9 protein-coding genes are annotated in these 15,712 nt (G+C 54.2%); 6 read left to right on the top strand and 3 right to left on the bottom strand.

Going from position 1 to position 15,712, the window contains the following annotated elements; all coding sequences use genetic code 11:
* Positions 1 to 68 precede the first annotated feature (68 nt).
* On the bottom strand, positions 69 to 3,650 hold the full coding sequence (locus tag ADN00_RS19235; RefSeq protein WP_160317573.1) for a PAS domain S-box protein: 3,582 nt from the start codon (positions 3,648 to 3,650) through the stop codon (positions 69 to 71).
* A gap of 735 nt (positions 3,651 to 4,385) precedes the next feature.
* Here ADN00_RS19235 and ADN00_RS19230 point away from each other — a divergent pair.
* Positions 4,386 to 6,755, top strand: a complete 2,370-nt coding sequence (locus tag ADN00_RS19230) for an HD domain-containing phosphohydrolase (protein WP_075064620.1) — start codon at positions 4,386 to 4,388, stop codon at positions 6,753 to 6,755.
* 10 nt (positions 6,756 to 6,765) lie between these two features.
* Here ADN00_RS19230 and ADN00_RS19225 read toward each other — a convergent pair whose 3' ends face one another.
* Together ADN00_RS19225 and ligA are read right to left on the bottom strand one after the other, a co-directional pair.
* On the bottom strand, positions 6,766 to 7,956 hold the full coding sequence (locus ADN00_RS19225) for a class I SAM-dependent rRNA methyltransferase (RefSeq protein WP_075064619.1): 1,191 nt from the start codon (positions 7,954 to 7,956) through the stop codon (positions 6,766 to 6,768).
* Between the two features lie 5 nt (positions 7,957 to 7,961).
* On the bottom strand, positions 7,962 to 10,010 hold the full coding sequence (gene ligA / locus ADN00_RS19220) for an NAD-dependent DNA ligase LigA (RefSeq protein ID WP_075064670.1): 2,049 nt from the start codon (positions 10,008 to 10,010) through the stop codon (positions 7,962 to 7,964).
* A 238-nt stretch (positions 10,011 to 10,248) separates the two neighbouring features.
* Here ligA and ADN00_RS19215 point away from each other — a divergent pair, with 238 nt between their 5' ends.
* The 5 genes from ADN00_RS19215 to ADN00_RS19195 are packed head-to-tail and all read left to right on the top strand — an operon-like array spanning position 10,249 to position 15,699.
* On the top strand, positions 10,249 to 10,623 hold the full coding sequence (locus ADN00_RS19215; RefSeq protein WP_075064618.1) for a hypothetical protein: 375 nt from the start codon (positions 10,249 to 10,251) through the stop codon (positions 10,621 to 10,623).
* 24 nt (positions 10,624 to 10,647) lie between these two features.
* The gene (locus ADN00_RS20200; RefSeq protein ID WP_075064617.1) at positions 10,648 to 12,366 is read left to right on the top strand and encodes a hypothetical protein; all 1,719 of its coding nucleotides are present in this window, start codon (positions 10,648 to 10,650) and stop codon (positions 12,364 to 12,366) included.
* Between the two features lie 18 nt (positions 12,367 to 12,384).
* Entirely contained in the window at positions 12,385 to 13,785 is a 1,401-nt protein-coding gene (locus tag ADN00_RS19205) for a radical SAM/SPASM domain-containing protein (RefSeq protein ID WP_075064616.1), read from the top strand.
* On the top strand, positions 13,782 to 14,942 hold the full coding sequence (locus ADN00_RS19200) for a radical SAM protein (protein WP_075064615.1): 1,161 nt from the start codon (positions 13,782 to 13,784) through the stop codon (positions 14,940 to 14,942). The genes ADN00_RS19205 and ADN00_RS19200 overlap by 4 nt, the downstream gene beginning before the upstream one ends.
* On the top strand, positions 14,929 to 15,699 hold the full coding sequence (locus ADN00_RS19195) for a class I SAM-dependent methyltransferase (RefSeq protein ID WP_075064614.1): 771 nt from the start codon (positions 14,929 to 14,931) through the stop codon (positions 15,697 to 15,699). The genes ADN00_RS19200 and ADN00_RS19195 overlap by 14 nt, the downstream gene beginning before the upstream one ends.
* Positions 15,700 to 15,712: the final 13 nt, after the last annotated feature.

Below are 15,712 nucleotides of genomic sequence, written 5' to 3'. Positions count from 1 at the left end.
AAACAGGGCTGAACCCAGCAATGGTCAGCCCTGTTTTTTCCGTTTCTGCTTTTTGCTTGGAAGAGGAATTAATCCACGCATCCAGCCAATTGGCGCACTCTTTCCAATTCCACCAGCACACGCGAGAATTCATCACGTGCGGCAGCGTAGAGGCCTGGAATTTCTTCATTCCGGCCGTGCGACGTAGCAGTCTCTATTTTTGCGAGAAGTTTGGAAAGATTTTCTGCGCCAATATATGCGCTTGTGCTTTTCAGGTTATGAGCATAGTGCTTGCAGCGCACATAATCTTTTTCCTCAACGGCTTCTGCAAGGCCAATAATACCTTCTCTGGCTTCACTGGTGAAAATATCCAGCAGTTCACGCGCTGAACCGCCGCCATTGTCTCCGCCAATTTGCTCAATCAATTCATGGAGCTGGGCGTGGTTAATCGCCTGAAAACCACCCAGAACAACATTCACCACGTCCGGCCGCCCAAAAAGATTCTCATAGGCGTTCTTCAAAGCCTCTTTTAAGTTTTCCACAGCGATGGGCTTGCTCACATAATCATCCATACCGCTTTCAATCAGTCGTTCCCGGTCGCCTTCCAGCGCGTTCGCGGTCAGGGCGATAATCCGTCCGGGCTGATGGCTGCTGGCTACTTCGCTTCGGATTCGTTGGGTTGCCTCAATGCCGTCCATCTCCGGCATTTGCACATCCATCAAAACGACATCATACTTCTGCCGTTCCACCGCCTGCATCGCCTCAATCCCGTTGGCAGCCAAATCTACCCGGTAGCCCAATTTTGCAAGAATGGCCACCGCCACTTTCTGATTGGTGAGATTGTCCTCGGCCAACAAGATGCGCATTGGATATTTCTCGCCAAATTTCTGGTCAAATCCCTGGCTCTTTTCCCCCTGAGCAGAACCAGATCGATGTTCATGCTTGAAATAACTTTGCAGAGTATCGTGGAAGATTTGCAGCTTGAGTGGCTTGCTGATTTCCGCAAAGACCGAGGGTTTCTCCAAATGGCTGGGCTTGTCCCCCAACGCCGAAATCAGAATCGCCCCGCCCGGCAGGTATCCTTCTTTCCATAAGCGATCTACCCACTCCAGGCTAACCTGACCGGGCATCTGCCGGTCAACCATCAGCAAATCATACGGTTTCTTGGCCTGACGGAACTGCTGGTCTGCCTGATCACAGCTGGTGAAAGCGTCCACCTCCATATTCCAGCCGCGCAAGTGCTCAGCAATGATATTCAAGTGATTGAAATTATCATCCACCAGCAGAACTCGCTTTCCGGCAAATTCTGGCTGGTCTTTCCGGCAGATTTGGGGGATATTGAAGATGATTTCCCGCGTTCTCACCGTGAAATGGAAAACGGAACCCGTTCCCTCATCACTTTCAACCCACATCGTGCCGCCCATAATTTCCGCCAGGCGCTTGCTAATCGCCAACCCCAGCCCTGTGCCGCCATATTTGCGCGTGGTCGAAGCGTCAATTTGAGTAAAAGACTTAAACAATCGATCCTGCTGTTCACGCGGGATTCCGATCCCCGTGTCCCGCACAGAGAATTGGATTTGATGCCAGTCTTCATTGATGGTCTGGCTCGTAACCAGCACTTCCACCTCACCTTGGTCAGTGAATTTCACCGCGTTGCTCAGTAAATTCACCAGAATCTGGCGTAAACGGGTTACATCGCCTTCAATTGCAATTGGAACCTGACCTTGCAGGTTGTACATCACTTCCAGCCCTTTTTCCTGCGCCTTGGAAGCCACCAGATCAATAGCCGACTCTACACAATCATATAGGTAAAACGGCTGCCTTTCCAGGTCCAGCTTTCCTTCTTCAATCTTGGAAAAGTCAAGGATGTCGTTGATGATAGACAGGAGAGAGTCACCGCTGACCCGAATGGTATTGACATAATCGCGCTGCTGTGCTTGCAATTCGGTGTCCAGCAGCAGGCTGGTCATACCGATCACCGCGTTCATTGGTGTGCGGATCTCGTGGCTCATGCTGGCTAGAAATTCAGCTTTTGTCTTCGCGGCGTCTTCCGCCGCTTTGCGAGCTTCCTGCAAGTCTCTCTCCACCTCTTTACGGGCATTGATATCTTGCAGCGTGCCCATAATCCGCGACGGGTTGCCGTCCACACTCCACTCCACCACTCTGCCCTTGGCTTGAACCCAAATCACCTCGCTGTTGCTGCGGTAAGCCCGGTATTCGGCGGTGAAATTTGGCCGCAGCCCTGTCAGATGATCATTGAGATTGCGAAAAACCTGTTTTTTATCTTCCGGATAAATGGATTTTTCCCAGGTGCTCATCACGGGCTGCAGTTCAGCGGCTTCTCGATAGCCCATAATCATTGCCCAGGTTTCGTCGAAATACATTTCATTAGTCAACAGATTCCAGTCCCACAAGCCCTGGTTGGCCGATTCCAGCGCCAGGCGCAGCCTGTCTTTACTCAAGCGCAGTCCTTTTTCTGCTTTGCGCTGTTCGGTTACATCCCAAAACAAAATTTGCACCGCAGGCATTCCAAAAAATTCCGCCTTGGAGGCCATTAACTCCACATCAATCTGGTAACCATCCAAGCGCGTCACTTTCAATTCAATCGGTTGGGTATTTTTCGTGCTTTTTGCTTTGAAATTAATTTGATCATCCAATCGCTGCAAATCAATTTCGGGCGCGAAATGATGAATTGGTGTTTGAATAATTTCTTCTTTGCTGCGCCCGCCCAACACCGCTACCGCTTCATTATTGACCATGACAACTTCATTCTGACACACCATCAAAAACGGGATCGGTGCAGACTCGATCAAGCGACGGTAGCGTTCTTCGCTTTCTCTTAAGGCGTCTTCCGCATTTTTGCGCTCAGAAATATCCTGCGAGCAGCAATACAGCCCGATAATTTCTCCATGCTCGTTGCGCATGGGTACTTTCGTCTCAGAAAGCCACACATTTTTACCGCCTGTTTTATTCGAGGGCGTATGAGATTGAATCGAGAGTTCAGGGAGAATCCCTTGAATCACTTTCTGCTCTTCAAGGTAATATTGGCGGGCGCGATCAAAGGAGAAAACATCAAAGTCCGATTTGCCAAGTGCCTCTATCTGATTTTGCATACCAAGCAATTCCAGATGAGCGCGGTTGTTGTATAAAAACTTCCCGCTCCGGTCTTTAATGAATAGCAAATCCGGAACCTCGTCCATGAATTGATGAAGAATATCAATTTGCGCTTCAAGTTGACTGATTTGGTTACATGCCGTTTGCAGCTTTTCTTCAGCGTTCTTTGATGTCTGCCGTAAATGGAAAAACTCCAGGTTGACCCACTCGCCAATCGCGCTAACCAGCACAATCTCGGCTAAAAAGAAGAAGAGAGCTGCCAGCAAGAAGTACCCATCAACACTGCGCTCAGACATCATCATGACCAGGTTGCTTAGCGTAAAAATGCTCAGCGACAGCAGTAACAAACTGCAAAGGCGTCTATCCATCTGACGTCGATGGCGCAGCAAATCCCAAATAATGAATGCAAACAACCCAAGCGGAATGATCTGCAACAGGCGTGTCGCACCGCGGCTGAGGGCTAACTCGCCGGTGGTAACTGACTGCAACAAATAGGGGAAAAAAGCCAATAACAACAATCCCAGTAAAATGGCGTAACGGGTAATCTTTAAAGCCATCGGCGACTTTCGTGGTTTCAGGGAGAACCCATAAAGGAAAGAGCAGGCTATCAAGCTTATGGAAATCCACCATTCCCAGTAAACCAACCAATCAGAAAATGAGCCAAACGAACCGGAAATAAGTAATAGTATCCCCGACAGCAGTAAACCATGCCCCAGATGATTTAGTAATTCAAACTCCCGTTCAGAATGAAAAAACAGGCACACCGACCCCGCTAAGAAAGCCACTCCCCCCAAAATCGTAAGCCGGTAATCCGAATAACCAAGGGTTTCCCACTGCAACAAGAAAAGCAGCCCCAAGAAAAACACAATAAGAAGCATAAAAAACCTAACAATATGGCGAGACTCATTTTTGTTAAGCGCTTCTTTGATTTGCTGTTTTTCCATCGATTTACCCGATTCTTCTTTCAATGCATGCCTTCATCATAAACATCCCTATGCGCAATGGGAATTTCCCTTTTCACCCTTTTCATCACTCTATAGGATAAGCGTAAAACGGTAAATCTTCCACCAAATTCAGGTAAAAAATCAGTAAAATAAATATAATTGATATTGATCTCAACAGCACGAAACCCAGCCCAATCTCGTTCACAATTCTCTCAAAACGGGTCGCGGTTTAATTTAATCCTTGCTACAATGAAGGCAAGTCATGCTGATCAAGAGCTTCACCAAAGCCAAGTTTTCTTCCCATTAAACCGATCTTTGTGAAACCAGACCAGTTACAGGAAAGCCCCCATGATCCGTCCTAGTTGCATACTCATCGTTGATGACGAGCCAATTGGCCGGGAGACCATTGAGTCTTTGCTCACAACAGAAGGATACCAGCTTTCCTTCGCGGAAAATGGTCCTCAGGCCATTGCGGTGGCGCACCAAACCAAACCGGATTTGATTCTGCTGGACGTGATGATGCCGGGCATGGACGGCTACGAAGTTTGCCAGGTGCTGCGCGCAGACGCGGAAACAGCGGAAATTCCCATCTTTCTGATTACCGCCCTCGATGACTCTGACTCGCGGATTCGCGGAATCACCGCGGGTGCAGATGATTTTATCTCGAAACCATATAACCGGCTTGAATTGCGCGCCCGTATCAAGAATATCATCCAGCTAAACCGCTACCGCTTATTACTGGCCGAGCGTGCCAGGTTTGAAAGCCTATTTAACCAATCGCCAGACGCGATCATCATCACCGACGCGAGCGCAAATCTGCTGGAATTCAACCCCGCGCTAACTCGGTTAACCGGACTGCAAATTAACAATTTTCCTGCCAGTCTGAGCCTCTCATCCCTTTTTCATGAAAAAGATAAGGCGGTGATCAACCATTTCTTTGCGCTGGCACTGGAAGAAGAGAGCAGCCGCCAAAGTTTTGAGGCAGATATCCGAACTTCTCAGGGCGAGTACCTGGCCGTGGAAGTGCTGATAACCTCTTTCTCTTGGGAAGATCGAAAAACCGCCCAGGTAATCATTCATGATATTTCATACCAGGTTTCTTCCCGCCAACGCATCCAGCAGCAGCTCAACATGCTCGACGCGCTTTTCAAAAGCGGCGAGCATCTGGTGCTGAATCTGGAAGCAATTGACCTTTCTCAGGGCATTTCAAATATTTGTGTTCAGGCATTCGAAGTTTGCTCGGCCTGGGTTGGAAAAATTGTGGATCAGGAATGGGTGACTCTGGCGAAATCCGACGGGGATTGTGAGAGCATAACCACAACATTATTGAGAAGCCGCTGGTTGATTAACCAGATATCCAAACCATCCATCACGCAGCCCCTCATATTCACCCGCTTTGCCAACCCCGAACTCTTTGAAGAGACTGAAACGCAACAGAAAACGCCGGTACAATCTGCGGGTTTCTTCCCATTGATCTTGCGCGGCAATCTGGTTGGGATGCTGGTGCTGCTCAGCAAAGAAGAATTCTTCTTTTCGCCGGAAAGAATCAACGTCTTGAAGACCTTTGCCAGCCAGTCGGCTGCTGCGTTAGAAACGGCCCGGCTTTTTGAGCAAACCGAACAACGCATGCAGCATTTACAGGCGCTGCGCAACGTGGATATTGCGATCACCAGCAGCATGGACCTTGAAACGACCTTCTCGGTCTTACTGGAACAGGTGCTTTCTCGAACACCAGCATCAGCCGCGGATATCCTTTCGCTCGAACAGAAAAGCATGACCTTACGGCAAATCATCTCGCGTGGCAATCTGGCATCATCCCAACCCCGCGCGTCCATTCCCATTTCCAACTCGCTGGCCGGTCAGGTAGTCCTATCCCGGCGCATCTTGCTGGTACCCAACGTTAATCTCACAACCACAGATCAAAAAATTAACAAATGGCTCACGGCTCAGGGGTTTCAGGCATATATAGGCATTCCGCTTATTTCCAAGGGCAAAATGCGCGGAATCCTCGAGTCGTTCTTTACACAGCCCATTTCACCCGATGAAGACCAAATCGCACTGCTGGAATCGTTTGCCTCCCAGGCGTCCATCGCGATGGACAATATCACCGGTTTCAACGAACTTCAGCAGACCCATACCAGCCTCGTGCTGGCTTACGACAGCACACTGATCAGCTGGGCCTCCAGCCTGGAGACTCGCCACTTTGAAACCAAAGGACACACTGAACGCGTCGCAGATATAACCCTGCAGCTCGCACGTCACCTTGGTGTGCCCAAAGAACAATTAATTCACATTTGGCGCGGCGCGCTGCTGCACGACATCGGGAAAATCATGATTCCCGATAGTATCCTGCTGAAGACCGGCCCGCTGTCTGAGGAAGAGTGGCAGGTTATCCGCCAGCATCCCCTGTATGCCACGCAATTGCTTTCGCCGATCAGCTATTTATCCACCGCGCGAGAAATTCCTCAGTACCATCACGAACGATGGGATGGATCTGGCTACCCGGAAGGGTTAAAGGGCACCGTAATACCTTTTTCGGCGAGAATTTTTATGGTGGTGGAAGTGTTTGACGCTTTGCTGAACGAACAGACCTACCGGCCTGCCTGGCCAAGAGAAAAGGCCATTGCCCATCTGCGTGAAAACGCCGGTATCTTGTTTGACCCCAATGTGGTCGAAAAGTTCTTGGAACTGTTGGAACGCGGCTTGATTAGCTTCTGACCCGCATCCGTTAGAGCATCTGACAGATCAAACCCTTCAAATACGCCGATTCCGGAAAAACCAGCGCCACCGGGTGGTCTGGCCCCTGTGTCATCGTACCGATAATCCTGGCTCGCGCGCCAGCATCGGCTGCCGCCCCCGCTACAATCTTCTGAAATAAATCGGCTGAAATCCCTCCCGAACAGGAATAGGTGAACAACAACCCACCGGGATTCAACAGCTTAAACGCCAGCAGATTGATGTCCTTATAGCCGCGCGCGGCTTGCTGAGCCTGGGCGGCCGTTGGCGCAAACTTGGGGGGGTCAAGGATGATCAAATCATATCGCTCGTTCCGGTCGCGCTGTCCGCGCAGATAGGTAAAGACGTCCTGCTCCACCCAAGCCATAGAATCAGCCAGCAGCCCGTTCAAGTCCGCGTTGCGCCGCGCAGTTTCCAGCGCCTCAGCCGATGAGTCAACCGAAATCACCTGTGCTGCCCCACCTTTGGCGGCATACATGCTGAAGCCGCCCGTGTAGCAAAAACAATTCAAAACCCGTTTTCCTCTGGCCATTTCACCCAGGCGTTGGCGGTTTTGCCGCTGATCAAGGTAAAAGCCGGTCTTCTGGCCCCTTTTCACATCAACCAGAAACCTCAACCCACTTTCCACCACCTCAATCTCGTCGGCGACCGGCTCACCCGCCAGCAGACCCGTGCGCGCGGGCAGCGCTTCCAGCTTGCGCACATCCACGTCCGAGCGCTCGTAAACACTTTTGGCCCCGCTGGCCTGCAGCAGTTGATCGGCAATCACCTGCCGCCAGGCTTCCGCGCCGGCCGAAAGCAGCTGGACCACCACCACATCCGCGTACTGGTCAACAATCACCCCCGGCAGCCCATCCGATTCAGCATGCACCAGGCGCACGGCGTTGTTGCTGGCATCCAGCAGGCCCAGGTCCTTTCGCGCCTGAATCGCGGCGGCGATGCGCCGGGCAAAAAAGCTGGCATCCACCGGTTCATTCTCATCCCGCGTCCACATCCGCGCCTGAATTTTTGAAGAAGGGCTGAACGCCGCGCTGCCCAGCCATTTTCCAGCGGAAGACAGCACGCCCACCGTCTCACCCATCCCCGGCGATCCTTTCATCTCGGCAATCGCCCCGGAAAAAATCCACGGATGCCCCTGCAGAACCGTCTTTTCTTTTTGCTCTTTTAACCGGATCGATTTCATACCCTTCATTCTTTCTGGTTGGCTCCCGCCGCGCCAATCAGGCGGAGCAGGCCCGCTTCGTCAATGATCTTAATCCCCAACTGCTGCGCCTTTTCCAGCTTGGAACCGGCCGCTTCTCCACACAACAGATAATCGGTGTTCTTGCTGACGCTGCCAACCACCTTGCCACCCGCCGCCTGGATCAGCTCTTTGGCTTCATCGCGGCTGTAGCTGGGCAGGGTACCGGTGATGACAAAACTCAAGCCCAGCAGCGCCTGGCCAGCCCCACCAGCGGAAGTCGCGGGCGCCCCGCTTGGCCAAACCCCATACGCTTTCAGTTTCTTGACCAGAGCCCGGTTGGCTGGCTGCTCAAACCAATCTACAATCGCTTCAGCAATGTTGGGTCCAATGCCTTCAATGGTTTGCAGTTCCGCGCTGCCGGCCTGGCTCAGTGCATCCAAATCCGCGTACTTTTTCGCCAGGTCGCCCGCGCCCACTTCGCCGATCCCTCGAATGCCTAGAGCGGTGATCAGCCGAGCCAGCGGGCGCTGCCGCGAGGCATCAATCGAAGCCAGTAGATTCTCAGCCTTCTTATCCGCGAACCCCTCCAGACCCAGCAACTGCTCTTTGGTTAACCCATACAGGTCAGCTACATCTTTCACCAGACCCGCTTCTACCAATTGCTCCACAATTTTGATTCCCAGGCCTACCATGTCCATTGCCCCGCGTGAGACAAAATGCTCCACATTACGAATCAACTGCGCCGGGCAGGCCGAATTGACACAGTACCAGGCTACCTCGCCTTCGATGTGTTCCACGGTCTCGCCGCACGCCGGGCAGTTCTGCGGCGGCGCGTACGGGGTTTCCTTCCCGCTGCGCGCGTCCACCACCGGGCCAATCACATAAGGAATCACATCGCCGGCGCGCTTGATCAGCACCCGGTCGCCCACGCGAATGTCTTTCTCTTCAATAAAATCAAAATTGTGCAGGGTAGCTTGTTTCACAATCACGCCGCCCACTTCCACCGGCTGCAGCATCGCGTACGGGGTCAACACCCCGGTGCGGCCAACGTTGACCCCGATCCCTTCCAGAATCGTGGTTACTTCTCTGGCCGGGTATTTCAGCGCAATCGCCCCGCGTGGGTCTTTGCCCACATAGCCCAAATCAGCGGCCAGTTTTTGGTCATTGATCTTAATCACCACACCGTCCACTTCAAACGGAAATTCATCCCGCTTGCTCTGCATGGCTTCGCAGCAGGTGAGCAGTTCATCCAGATTAGCGCAGTGATACACATACTCACTCACCGGGAAGCCGCACGCCTTCAGATACGCCAGTGACTCCCATTGAGTTTGTGGCGTCCACCCATCGGCATCCACAATTGCGTAGGTGAACATCTTCAGCGGGCGTGTGGCCGTAATCTTCGGATCCAACTGCCGTAATGAACCCGCTGCCGTGTTACGCGGATTGACATACGTCTTTTCACCCGTCTTTTGCAGCCGCTGGTTTAATTCCTCAAAATCAGCAATAAATATCAGCACTTCGCCCCGCACCGTCAGCCGCGGCGGAACCTCTGCCGCGCCTTTCTTCACCGGGATGCGTAACGGCAGGGTCAAAAGGGTTTTCAGATTGGCAGTTACATCTTCGCCCACTTCGCCGTCGCCGCGGGTTGCCCCCTGCGTAAAGAGTCCGTTTTCATAATGCAGCACAACCGTCAGACCATCAAATTTAGGCTCCACCACAAAATCGGCCCTTTTCACACGCTCATCCAGCTTCACCAGGCGGTCGTACCATGCGCGCACGTCCGCCAGGTTGAAGGCGTTGCTCAGGCTTAAAATCGGCGCCGGGTGGCGCACCTTGGCAAATTTCCCTGTCGCCGCGCCACCCACCCGCTGCGTGGGCGAATCGGAGGTTACCCATTCCGGGTGCTCCGCTTCAATCGCCTTCAATCGCGCGAAAAGGCGGTCATATTCTCCATCGCTGATCACCGGGTCGTCCAGCACGTTATAACGGTAATTATGGTATTGAATCTGCTCGCGCAATTCCTGGTATTCAGTCATCTGATTATGTTCTTCCATAGAGCCCATTTTGCCCTCTTGATGAATAAAGGATCACACTTCGATTTTCAAAGATGATACAATCATTCTGGATATATCTATTCTAAAGGATTTTCTCCCATTGATAGGACCATTTTTTCAAATTTCTCGAAACAGATTGATCATTTTTGCGTAGATAGATATAGACTGGCGGTCTCCTCCACCCTTCTTGAAGCGCGTTACCCATTCGTGTTAAACTAATCTGTAGTCAGGAGGACTTATGAAAGCTATCAAAATTATTGCGTTTGTGATCGCTGCCATCTTAATCCTTTTTGGCGTGATCTTCATTCTCGGCGCCTTCAGCCCTCAGGGCCAAAGCAGCTGGATCATTACCGGCATTGTCCTTTTGGCAGCCAGTTTTGGGATCATCTTTTTTGCCACGCGCATCCATGCCCCCGCCAGCGATTCCGGCGCGGCCCAAAACGTTACCTACCAGATTGACCTGCCCGGCAGTGTAAACATGGATACGATTAAGTGCAAATCCTGCGGTGGCACCCTCACCGCCAATGACATTAAAATGGTCGCCGGAGCCCCAATGGTGACCTGCCCATACTGCCATACCTCTTACCAGTTGACCGAAGAACCCAAGTGGTAAATTTGTAGATCGGAGAGCCTTGAGATGACCAGACGTGTATTCCTGCTGTTCTGCGTGTTTGTGCTGCTGGCGGTGAGCTTTGTGCCGGCCTCGGCGCAAACCTATTACTTCCGAATCGAGAAGTCCGACATTAACCTTTTCATCAATCCAGACGGCACGGCCTCGGTTGAATATACCCTTGTCTTTTACAACGAACCTTCCGCCGATCCCATCGACTACGTTGACATTGGAATGCCCAATACAAATTACAACCTGGGCAGCATCACTGCTGAAGTGGACGGTAAAACCATTACCGATATCACCTCTTCGCCCTATGTGCGTAATGGGATTGCCTTTGGGTTAGGCAGCAATGCCATCCAACCCGGCCAGCGCGGCACTTTTCACTTCTTCCTGCCCGAAATCAACGGCGTTATTTTCAACGCCTCGCAGGAAGAAGCCGAACCCTACGCCAGCGTAGAGTTTGCGCCCCATTACTACGATCGCGATACCGTTACCGGCACCACCGACCTGGCTTTCACCATCATCCTGCCGCCTGGGCTGACCACCGAAGAGCCGCGCTACATCACGCCGCGCAACTGGCCCGGCGATGAGGCCCCAGCTTCCGGCATCGATAGCAATGGGCGCGTCTTTTATCACTGGCAGACCGCCTCAGCCAACAGCTACACGCAATACATTTTCGGCGCCGCGTTCCCGGCCCGCCTGGTCGCCACAGGCACAGTCCAGCAGCCGCCTTCCGAGATCTCGCGAGCCGTTGGCAGCACCTTTGACCCTGAAGGGCTGATCTGCTGCGGATTCTTTGGCGTCTTTGCCGCCATCTTCGGACTCGGAATTTACCAATCCATTTGGGGCGCGAAGAAACGCAAATTAAAATACCTGCCACCCAAAATTTCGATTGAAGGCCACGGTGTCAAACGCGGCCTTACCCCGGTGGAAGCCGCTGTTCTGATGGAACAACCCATTGACAAAGTTCTCACCCTGATTCTCTTTGCGGTTGTCCGCAAGAATGCCGCTACCGTTACCAACAAAGAACCGCTTGAAATCAGCGTGGAAGAAACCCTGCCAGCGGATTTGCGCGCGTACGAAACGGACTTCTTGGAAGCCTTCAAACTGAAGAAAGCTGAGCGTCGCACCGCCCTGCAAAAAATGATGGTGGCGCTGGTTAAAGAAGTAACCACCAAAATGAAAGGCTTCAGCCGCAAAGAAACCGTAGAATATTACGAGAAAATCATGGAGCAAGCCTGGCAGCAGGTGGAACAGGCCGATACCCCCGACGTGCAAATGGAGCAATACGAAAAGTACATGGACTGGACCATGCTTGACCGTCAGTACGACGAACGCGCGCGCCGCACTTTCACCCAGCCTGTGTATGTGCCGATGTGGTGGGGCCGCCTCGACCCGGCCATTGGCCGCAGCATCGCGTCCAGCGGCGGCGGAGTAACTGGCGGCTTGTCGCGCGCTTCTACCGGCGGAATGCCCTCCTCTGGCGGCAAGTCCGTTTCTTTGCCGCACCTGCCTGGCTCTGATTTTGCTGCATCCATTGCCTCCAGCGTTTCCGCTTTCTCCGCGGGCGTGATCGGCGATGTTACCTCCTTTACCAGCGGAGTAACCAACGTGACCAACCCCGTTCCCAAAGCCCCCGCCGGTTCCAGTTACCGTGGTGGAGGTGGCGGAGGGGGAGGCGGCTGCGCGTGCGCCTGTGCCTGTGCCGGGTGTGCCTGTGCCTGCGCCGGCGGCGGCCGCTAAACCGGTTGGGAAGAAAGCATGAGTAGTATTTTTACCCAATTTTCAGAATGGCTTAATCGCGGGGCGGCTCCTGCGCCGCCCCGCGCTGGTTTATATCACTTCCTCATCCAGGACGAAGGCGAAAAGACCCGCGTCCATTTGCGCGTGGAAGCAGACGGCCACGCCCTGCTGTTGATCAACGCCAGCCGCGTTCTCCATCTCAACCCAACCGCCGCTTACCTGGCCTTTCTCTATCTTCACCATACTCCCGCGACCAAAGCTGCCTCTGCGCTCTCGCGCTATTACGATGTGCCATCCTATCAGGCCATCGCGGACTTTAAAGCCATTTCAGACCAACTGCGCGATCTGATTGACCCAATGGGTCCTTGCCCGGTTTGCGAGATGGAACTGGAAACCAACGTTCCCTTTTCCAGCCAGCCTTCGGCACCCTACCGCATGGACCTGGCCGTCACCTACCGCTGCAATAATGACTGCGCCCACTGTTATAACGCCCGCTCCCGCAATTTTCCCGAACTGGGCACCGAACAATGGTACGCCATCCTTGACCGCCTTTGGCAGCTATCTATTCCGCACATCGTCTTCACCGGCGGCGAGCCCACCTTGCGCGAAGACCTGCCGCAGCTCATCGCGCATGCCGAATCCAACGGTCAGATTACCGGCATCAACACCAATGGCCGCCGCCTGGCGCGTGAAGGCTATGTAGACCAGCTCCGCGACGCTGGCCTGGATCATATTCAAATCACTTTTGAGTCGCATGTTCCAGAAATTCACGACCGCATGGTCAACCACCCTGGCGCCTGGAAAGAAACCCTCGCTGGCCTGGAAAAAGCCCTGCAAAGCGGATTGTTTGTGATGACCAATACCACCATGCTTACCGATAATGTTGAGCATCTGGAAGGCACACTGCAATTCCTGGCCCGCCTCGGCGTGCCTACCGTCGGCCTCAATGCCCTCATTTACTCCGGCCGAGGCAGCAAGGTCGGCACCGGTCTGCCGGAAAGCCGCCTGCCTGCCCTGCTGACCGTCGCGCGCCAAATGACCGATGCCAATCACCAGCGCCTCATCTGGTACACCCCCACCCAGTACTGCAACTTTGATCCCGAGCAAATGGAATTGGGCATCAAAGGCTGCACAGCCGCCCTCTACAACATGTGCATCGAGCCTGACGGCAGTGTCTTGCCTTGCCAGTCTTATTATCAGTCCCTCGGCAACATCCAGAGCGATGAGTGGGACGCCATCTGGAATCATCCATTAGCCCTCAGCCTGCGCGAGCGGCGCAACCTTCCCGCTGCCTGCAAAGCCTGCCTGTTTGAACACGAATGCGGCGGTGGCTGTCCGCTGGCGCGCAGCGCGGGCGAAACCAAGCCACCGGTAGCCATTAATCCACTCCTTCATGAAGAAACGGAGATCCGATTATGAACGCACTCCAATCCTTCTTAAACCGGTTTTTCAAACCGGTCAAGCCCCTGCCCGCTGGCATGTATCCTTACCAGACCCCGCCCGAAGCCCCGCAGCAGTACCGCCTTCACCTGCGCCTGGAAGAAAACGGCAGCGGCATCCTGATTGTAAATGCCAGCATCGTCTTGCATCTCAATCACACCGCCGCCGAATATGCCTACTACCTGGTTAAAGACATGCCCGAACAGGTCATTGCCAGCCAGATGGCGCGCCGCTACAATGTCCCGCAAGACAAAGCGCTGCAAGACTATCAGGATTTCAAAGAACGCCTTGATATCCTCGTTCAGACCCCCGATCTAGACCCGGTTGGGTTCCTCGGATTTGACCGCAAAGAACCGCTCAGCGCGGCGGTCCTTGCTCCATATCGCCTGGACTGCGCCCTCACCTATCAGGTCTCTGATGGCGAAAGCGGCAGCGTTGCCCCCCTGGAACGCGTGCGCCGCGAACTGGTTGAGCACGAGTGGCAGCAGATTATCAACAAAGCCTGGGCAGCCGGTATCCCGCACGTGGTCTTCACCGGCGGCGAGCCAACCCTGCGCCCCGATCTGGCCGCTCTCCTGACCCACGCGGAAGGACTGGGGATGGTTACCGGCTTGCTGACCGACGGCCTGCGGCTTACCAACCCGGACTACCTGCACGAGCTTCTCGATTGTGGATTGGACCACATTATGCTCGTCTTCCAGCCCGAAGAAGAACAATCCTGGGAAGCCCTACGCGACCTGATGCCGGAGGACATTCACACCACCGTTCACCTCACCATCACCGAGAAAAACCAGGAGGATGTTAACACCATTTTGCAGCGGATGGCCAGCATGGGCGTGCAATCGCTTTCGCTGTCCGCCGCCAATATCCAGCTCAAACCCGCCCTCGACCAGGCCGCCATCACCGCCGCCGACCTGCAGATCAGCCTCGTTTGGAACCTGCCGGTGCCATACTCCTCCCTTAACCCTGTCGCCCTCGATCAGGAAGAAGCCGGTGACATTCCCGATGCAGATGGCCTGAGCGCCCTCTACGTGGAACCCGACGGCGACGTGCTGCGCGGGCAGGGCCAGCCCGAAGTGCTGGGCAATCTGCTGCGCGACGAGTGGAGCACCATCTGGCAGCATGCCCGCGCCTGACGAACCCTTAACCCCGGACGGTTGGCACCAGCGATTCACCCGGCAAGCCGTCTGGACGCGTGACTTGCGCCGCTATCTACTGCAGCGCGTCTCTCTCCCTGCCAATCCGCGCTGTTTAGAAGTCGGCAGCGGAACCGGCGCGCTGCTCAACGATTTACCTCTCCCGCCCGGCGCCCTGCGCGTGGGCGTGGATCTCAACCGCCCTTTCCTGCGCCTCGCGGGCCAGCACAACGCTTCAATCGCCAACGTGCAGGCAGATGGATACGAGCTTCCATTTGCCTGCGCTGCGTTTGACCTGGTCTGCTGCCATTACCTGCTGCTCTGGCTGGACGACCCGCAAGCCGCTCTGCGCGAAATGCGCCGCGTTGCCCGCCCCGGCGGCTGGGTAATGGCCTTCGCCGAACCCGATTACGGCGGGCGCGTGGACTACCCGCCGCCTCTCGACGAGCTGGGACGCCTGCAAACCCTCGCCCTGCGCGCCCAGGGCGCCGATCCGCTCACCGGCCGCCGCCTTGTCTCCCTTTTCCAGCAAGCCGGTTTCACAACCATCCATAGCGGCATCCTCGGTGGAGAGTGGCAGCACCCAGCCGCCAGCTCAATAGACCCCACCGAAGAGCAAGTCTTGCGCCAGGATCTGGCGCCCCTTCTCCCCGCCCGCCGCCTGGATGAACTGCTCACCGCCGCCCGCCTTGCCGAACAGAATAACCGGCGCGTGCTATACCTGCCCACCTTTTACGCCCTCGCCCAACCAACCTGAAAATAAAATGAAC

The sequence above is a fragment of the Ornatilinea apprima genome, from assembly GCF_001306115.1.
GTDB lineage: Bacteria > Chloroflexota > Anaerolineae > Anaerolineales > Anaerolineaceae > Ornatilinea > Ornatilinea apprima.
Note: the sequence above shows the minus strand (reverse complement) of the source record. Positions and strands in the feature narration are given on the sequence as shown.

Coding starts and splice junctions, on each gene's coding strand:
- ADN00_RS19200 (WP_075064615.1), top strand. CDS start 13,782: ATGAACGCACTCCAATCCTTCTTAAACCGGTTTTTCAAACCGGTCAAG.
- ADN00_RS19195 (WP_075064614.1), top strand. CDS start 14,929: ATGCCCGCGCCTGACGAACCCTTAACCCCGGACGGTTGGCACCAGCGA.
- ADN00_RS19225 (WP_075064619.1), bottom strand. CDS start 7,956: ATGAAATCGATCCGGTTAAAAGAGCAAAAAGAAAAGACGGTTCTGCAG.
- ADN00_RS19230 (WP_075064620.1), top strand. CDS start 4,386: ATGATCCGTCCTAGTTGCATACTCATCGTTGATGACGAGCCAATTGGC.
- ADN00_RS19205 (WP_075064616.1), top strand. CDS start 12,385: ATGAGTAGTATTTTTACCCAATTTTCAGAATGGCTTAATCGCGGGGCG.
- ADN00_RS19235 (WP_160317573.1), bottom strand. CDS start 3,650: ATGGCTTTAAAGATTACCCGTTACGCCATTTTACTGGGATTGTTGTTA.
- ADN00_RS19215 (WP_075064618.1), top strand. CDS start 10,249: ATGAAAGCTATCAAAATTATTGCGTTTGTGATCGCTGCCATCTTAATC.
- ADN00_RS20200 (WP_075064617.1), top strand. CDS start 10,648: ATGACCAGACGTGTATTCCTGCTGTTCTGCGTGTTTGTGCTGCTGGCG.
- ligA (WP_075064670.1), bottom strand. CDS start 10,010: ATGGAAGAACATAATCAGATGACTGAATACCAGGAATTGCGCGAGCAG.